Genomic DNA, 5,793 nt, shown 5'->3' on the forward strand with positions numbered 1-5,793 from the left:
AATCGGTATTCACTATGGATTTTTTATATGTTTAATTTCAGTTTACAATTAACCATTTGTTATCGTTGTATTTACGTTACATATAGGGGCGTATAGTTCTGAAATTTTGCGTAGTAGCATTCAGGCAGTGGCACAAGGTGAAAAAGAAGCGGCTATGAGCTTGGGAATGACGAGCTTTCAAAGCTATCGTCGGGTTATTTTACCGCAGGCGTTTACCATGGCGATTCCGCCGCTCATCAACAGTGTTATCGGCATGATGAAAGGGACTTCGTTAATTTTCAACGTAGGCGTAGTAGACATTATGCGCCGCGCTGATTTGATGGGTGCTAACTCACAGCGAAGTTTAGAACTCTTTGTGGACGTAGCCATTATTTATGGTATGTTAGTATTGATTATTTCGTTAATTGGGCGGTTCTTAGAGCGTCGTTACTCCATTAGTGAACGAGTAGGGCGCCATACAGCAGCACGCACCGTAGCAAGTAAGGGGTGAGGCACATGGAATCAACCAGTATAATTAGTTTTCAATATATAAGCGGGACTTTTTGGTATGTCCTAGGCTATGTAAAAGTAACCTTGTGGCTTACTTTTGCTAGCGTTGGGTTTGGTATTTTGCTAGGTCTTATTAGTTCGGTAGCACAGCTTAATCGCATTCCCGTGCTTAGCCAGTTGGCTGATGTGTTTGTCATCGTTTGTCGTAGCTTGCCAAACATGGTGCTTTTATATTTAGTCTATTACGGCTTGCCCATTTTGTTCTTAGCCTTAGAAGATCAAACCGGCGTGCATGTGCCCTATGAAAAAGTACCGGTTTCGCTAGTTGCTGTTGTGGGCTTAACCTTACATACAGGGGCTTATTTGAGTGAAATTTTCCGCGCGGCTAATCAATCTGTGCCTAAGGGCCAGGTGGAAGCAGCGTTAGCTATTGGCATGACTTGGGCACAAGCTTCTCGCCGGGTCGTATTACCACAGGCGGCTGTATTTGCCTTGCCTTTGTTTGCCAATCAGTTTTTAAATACTATGAAAAGTACTAGTATCGTCTTTGTGATTACGGTAGTGGAATTATTAGGGTCCGCCAAGCTGTATGTAGAAGATAATTCGGCGTATTTTGAAGCGTATATCGTGGTAGCGCTCATTTATTGGAGCCTAGGTATAGTTTTGAATTTATCTTTGAACGACTAGAACATATGATGAGTAAATATAAGCGCGGCAATGCTGTGTAGTTAATTGAGATTAGAGGATTCTATGATAGAGATACAAAATGTAAGAAAATCCTTTGGGGACCGTGAAATTTTAAAAGGTATCGATATGACGGTGCCGACTGGTTCAGTGACCGTTATTTTAGGTCCGTCGGGGAGCGGTAAAACAACGTTTTTACGGACGCTTAACTTTTTAGAAAAAGCTGATGCTGGTCAGATGACCTTAAATGATATAACGGTAGATTTGCACAAGGCCTCAAAGAAGGAAATATTAAATATTCGCCGTCATACATCTATGGTATTTCAGATGTATAATCTGTTTTCTAATATGACAGCGCTTGAAAATGTTATGGAAGGGCTTGTGACCGTTAAGCAGATGAAACAGTCAGAAGCTCGTGCCAAAGCGGAACAGTGCTTAGAAGCGGTAGGCATGAAAGGGTTTGAAGCGTATTATCCCGTGCAACTATCGGGGGGTCAACAACAGCGCGTGGGGATTGCTCGTGCCATTGCGATGGACCCAGCGGTCATTTTATTTGACGAACCAACGAGTGCCTTAGAACCTGAATTAGTGGGCGAAGTATTAGGGGCTATTAAGAATATTGCCCGTGAAATGCATGTTACCATGATTGTAGTGACTCATGAAATTGCCTTTGCCAAAGAAGTAGCTGACCAAGTTATTTTTATGGAGCAAGGCGTTATTGTGGAACAAGGCACCGCTAAAGAAGTGATTAGCAATCCACGAGAAGATTGGACACGACAATTCTTAAATCGCTATTTAGGGCAGTGGGAGGATTATGTAATATGAGTCAATTGCAAAATGCTCAAAAGGCTCAAAAGGAGATTACCTATCGGCAACTTACTAAAGCGGATGGGCCAGCCTATTATGAAGTCCTTCACGAAGGCTATGCTAGCAATTTAGACTATGGTGTGGATTTTTCAGCTAGTCATATGACGGAAGCGGACGCAACTGCTTGGGTAGAAACCCATCCTACGTATGGTCTTTTTGTGGATGGTCAATTGGCTAGTTCCATTACCTTGCGCATGCCTTGGGGGCCAAAGCCAGGACCGCGTGAATTTCCTCATATTGGCCACTTTGTAACGTCCCCTCGTTTTAAAAAGCAAGGCTATGCCAAACAGATGCTTCAATGGATAGAAACGGTGATTTTACGGGATCAACTGAAAGCACCCTTCGTTACATTGGGCACCGCTGATACGCATCCTTGGCTAAAAGATATGTATTTGAGCCTTGGTTTCACTATTACGAAGGTGACTCAATTGCCTGGGCTAAGCCATCAAACAATTTATTTTGAAAAGAAAATATGTTAAGGAAGACTAGGTGTTAGCTAAAATTTATGGTATACTGCAGTGGGAGATAGTATTCTGTGGAAACTATACTCTATCTGACACACAATGCTTCATGTAAGAATAAACAGCCGCTTTAAGTATGGGCAAGCGCACGCACGTGGCGATGTCTAATACGGGAAGGGCTCAGTTTGTCTATTTTCGGTGTTCGATGGAGAAATCTCCGCGAACGCCGTTTTTTATTGCCTCAAAGTGGGAGGCCTATAGTAAAGGAGAAACGAATGATACGTGAAGTATTAGCGGGTAAAATTCACCGCGCCACGGTGACGCAAGCCGCTTTAGATTATGTAGGCAGTATTACAGTAGATACGGAGTTGCTCGAAGCTGCCGGTATTTTGGAATACCAAAAGGTAGATATTGTAAATGTAAATAACGGGGAACGTTTTCAGACGTACACCATTAGCGGCGAAGCTAGCAGTGGTGTGATTTGTTTGAACGGCGCCGCCGCTCGTTGCGCTTGTCCCGGCGATGTAGTGATTATTATGGCCTATGGACAATTAAACGACGAAGAAGTTAAAACTCATAAACCGTCCGTAGTGTTTGTGGATGAAAAGAATGCCATTGTGAGGGTAACAAATTACGAAAAACATGGTTTGTTAGCCGATATGAAGTAATTGTGCTGTCAGAGCAGAGCTATCTTTACAAACAACTTGTGAAAGGACGTAAAATATATGAAAACAGTAAATACGATTAAAGAAGTGCGTGATGCCGTTAAAGCATGGCGTCGTGCCGGTGAAACAGTAGGTTTGGTACCAACGATGGGCTTTTTGCATGAAGGTCATGCGTCGCTGATTAAGCGTGCTGCCGAAGAAGATGATCATGTGGTTGTATCCACATTCGTTAATCCTACGCAGTTCGGCCCGAATGAAGACTTAGAATCCTATCCGCGTGATGAAGCCCGTGATGCGGCTTTATGTGAAGAAATGGGGGCCGATTTGATGTTTCGACCGGATCCGAAGGAAATGTATACCGATGCGAAAGTATCCGTTGTTGTAAAAGATATGAATGAGCATTTATGCGGTCTATTCCGTCCAATTCATTTCCACGGCGTTTGTACGGTAGTGACGAAGTTATTTAACATTGTGACGCCGGATAAAGCTTATTTCGGCGAAAAAGATGCCCAGCAGTTGGCGATTATCTGTAAGATGGTAGAAGATTTGAACAGCCCTGTTGAAATTGTGGGTTGTCCAATCGTACGTGAAGCAGACGGCCTTGCCAAATCTTCGCGTAACACCTATTTGTCGGCGGAAGAACGGCAGTCGGCGCTTTGCTTGTCCCGCGGGATTTTTTATGGCAAGGAACATATTAAAGAAGGGATGCCGGCAGCTGAATTGGTACAGGCCATTACAGATATCGTGGCGGCTGAACCAATGGCGAAGATTGAATATATTAAAGCGGTAGACGCCTTGACCATGGAAGATGTGGATGTTATCGATCGTCCGGTCTTGGTGGCCATGGCTGTTTATATCGGTAAAACACGCTTGATTGATAATTTCAGTTTTAATCCGGCTGACAGTGCTGCTAAATAAGGCGGGTGATTCTATGAAACCGTTGCTTTCGACGTTAAAAAGCCTGACCGGCTTTGTGACTAAGTATATCGGTGTGATTATCATTGCGTTTACTATTTGGGCGTGTGTGACGCCTTCCATGTTTAGTTGGACCGTAAGTTATACGTCGGTCTTTTTGGGTGTCGCCATGTTCGGTATGGGGCTCTCTATTCGGGCCAATGATTTTAAAATGGTTCTTGCCAATCCTAAAGAAGTGATTTTGGGTGGCGTATTGTTGCAATATACGATTATGCCGTTAACGGCCTATGTGCTTTGTAAGGTCCTTAATCTGCCGACGGATATTGCCATCGGTGTGATTCTCGTAGGCTGCTGCCCCGGCGGTACGGCCAGCAATGTGATTACCTACATTGCCAAAGGTGATGTGGCCCTATCCGTGGGCATGACCATTGCGTCAACCTTGTTGGCACCGTTATTGACGCCGTTTTTGATTTATTCGCTGGGCGGTACCTGGGTGGAAGTATCTTTCCTCGCCATGGTTATGTCCGTAGTTAAAGTTGTATTAATTCCGGTGTTGGTGGGCATTGCCATTCATCATTTCTTTGGCAAAAAATTGGAAGCCTTGTTGGCTACGATGCCGTTGGTGTTATCCATCGCCATCGTTATGATTATTGCCGGGATTATTTCGGTGAATGTAACGAAGATTTTTACAGCCGGCCTCGTCGTATTGGCGGTTGTGATTTTGCATAATCTTATCGGCATGTGCCTCGGGCTTACGGCAGCTAAAGTGTTGCGTGTTTCCTATCCTAAGGAAACGGCTATTACCATTGAGGTGGGCATGCAAAACAGCGGCCTCGCCGTGTCGCTCGCCACGCTTCACTTTGCCATGAATCCGCTGGCTACCTTGCCGGGGGCCATCTTCAGTGTATGGCATAATATTTCGGGGACTATCTTTGCCTCTATTCGTCAAAAACACGACGGCACGGAGACTTTGGTAAGTTCTAATGTGGTAAAAAGTGCCGAATAAGATAAGTTGTAAAGGAGTAGACGTATGGATGAGCAAGCTTGGGAACGGTTGCTGAATATTAAGACGGCCGGTCGCGATGACAGTCAGTTCGACGGTGAACATCGTCCGTACGAGCCCACTCCTTATGCGGTGCTGGAACGTTTAATCAGTACGGGCTATATCGGTAAACGGAGTACGCTAATCGACTATGGCAGCGGTAAAGGGCGGGTCAGTCTGTTTCTAGCTCATGAAACTCGTTGCCGTTGTATCGGCGTGGAATTTGACGAGCGGTTATGGGAACGGTCGCTGGATAATCAGAAGACGGCCGTGGCCGGTAAGCGCGTCGAATTTATTCACGGTGATGCGGTAGCGTTCAAAGTGCCGAAGGAAGTGGATTGCTGCTTTTTATTCAATCCCTTTGCGTTACATACCTTGAAGCGGGTATTGGCTAATATATTCGATTCTGTTTATCAAGAACCGCGGCGTTTGCGCTTCTTCTTTTACTATCCGTACGAAGAAACGGAAGCGTTTTTACTCAATCATGTAAATCTGACTGTTGAGGATATCATCGACTGTCGTGATTTATTTGACGGTACGGATAGGCGCGAAAAAATCCTCGTACTTACTGTCGATGAAAAAATTTTTGGATAAAACATATGACCTAAAGCCGTTTTATAAGGGTTTTAGGTCTTTTTATGGCTCTTTGTCAAATTTTGGGGCGCTAAAG

The 5,793-nt window shown here is 44.5% G+C and carries 8 protein-coding genes; all 8 read left to right on the forward strand.

Features of this window, described 5'->3' with window-relative positions:
• The first annotated feature begins 61 nt into the window (after positions 1 to 61).
• Entirely contained in the window at positions 62 to 490 is a 429-nt protein-coding gene (locus QZL64_RS05905) for an amino acid ABC transporter permease (protein WP_156704966.1), read from the forward strand.
• A gap of 5 nt (positions 491 to 495) precedes the next feature.
• Positions 496 to 1,176, forward strand: a complete 681-nt coding sequence (locus QZL64_RS05910; RefSeq protein WP_021841083.1) for an amino acid ABC transporter permease — start codon at positions 496 to 498, stop codon at positions 1,174 to 1,176.
• 63 nt (positions 1,177 to 1,239) lie between these two features.
• Positions 1,240 to 1,998: an amino acid ABC transporter ATP-binding protein gene (locus tag QZL64_RS05915; protein WP_021841084.1), complete on the forward strand. Its 759-nt coding sequence runs from the start codon at positions 1,240 to 1,242 to the stop codon at positions 1,996 to 1,998.
• Positions 1,995 to 2,519: a GNAT family N-acetyltransferase gene (locus QZL64_RS05920; RefSeq protein ID WP_021841085.1), complete on the forward strand. Its 525-nt coding sequence runs from the start codon at positions 1,995 to 1,997 to the stop codon at positions 2,517 to 2,519. Before QZL64_RS05915 ends, QZL64_RS05920 begins: the two co-directional genes overlap by 4 nt.
• 257 nt (positions 2,520 to 2,776) lie before the next feature.
• Complete coding sequence (panD, locus tag QZL64_RS05925; protein WP_021841086.1) at positions 2,777 to 3,169, forward strand: aspartate 1-decarboxylase; 393 nt, start codon at positions 2,777 to 2,779, stop codon at positions 3,167 to 3,169.
• A gap of 57 nt (positions 3,170 to 3,226) precedes the next feature.
• Positions 3,227 to 4,084: a pantoate--beta-alanine ligase gene (gene panC, locus QZL64_RS05930; protein ID WP_021841087.1), complete on the forward strand. Its 858-nt coding sequence runs from the start codon at positions 3,227 to 3,229 to the stop codon at positions 4,082 to 4,084.
• A 13-nt stretch (positions 4,085 to 4,097) separates the two neighbouring features.
• Entirely contained in the window at positions 4,098 to 5,087 is a 990-nt protein-coding gene (locus QZL64_RS05935; RefSeq protein ID WP_021841088.1) for a bile acid:sodium symporter family protein, read from the forward strand.
• Between the two features lie 24 nt (positions 5,088 to 5,111).
• Complete coding sequence (locus tag QZL64_RS05940; RefSeq protein WP_021841089.1) at positions 5,112 to 5,717, forward strand: class I SAM-dependent methyltransferase; 606 nt, start codon at positions 5,112 to 5,114, stop codon at positions 5,715 to 5,717.
• The last annotated feature ends 76 nt before the right edge of the window (positions 5,718 to 5,793 follow it).

Source organism: Veillonella sp. CAG:933 (assembly GCF_000431435.1).
Taxonomy (GTDB): domain Bacteria; phylum Bacillota; class Negativicutes; order Veillonellales; family Veillonellaceae; genus Veillonella_A.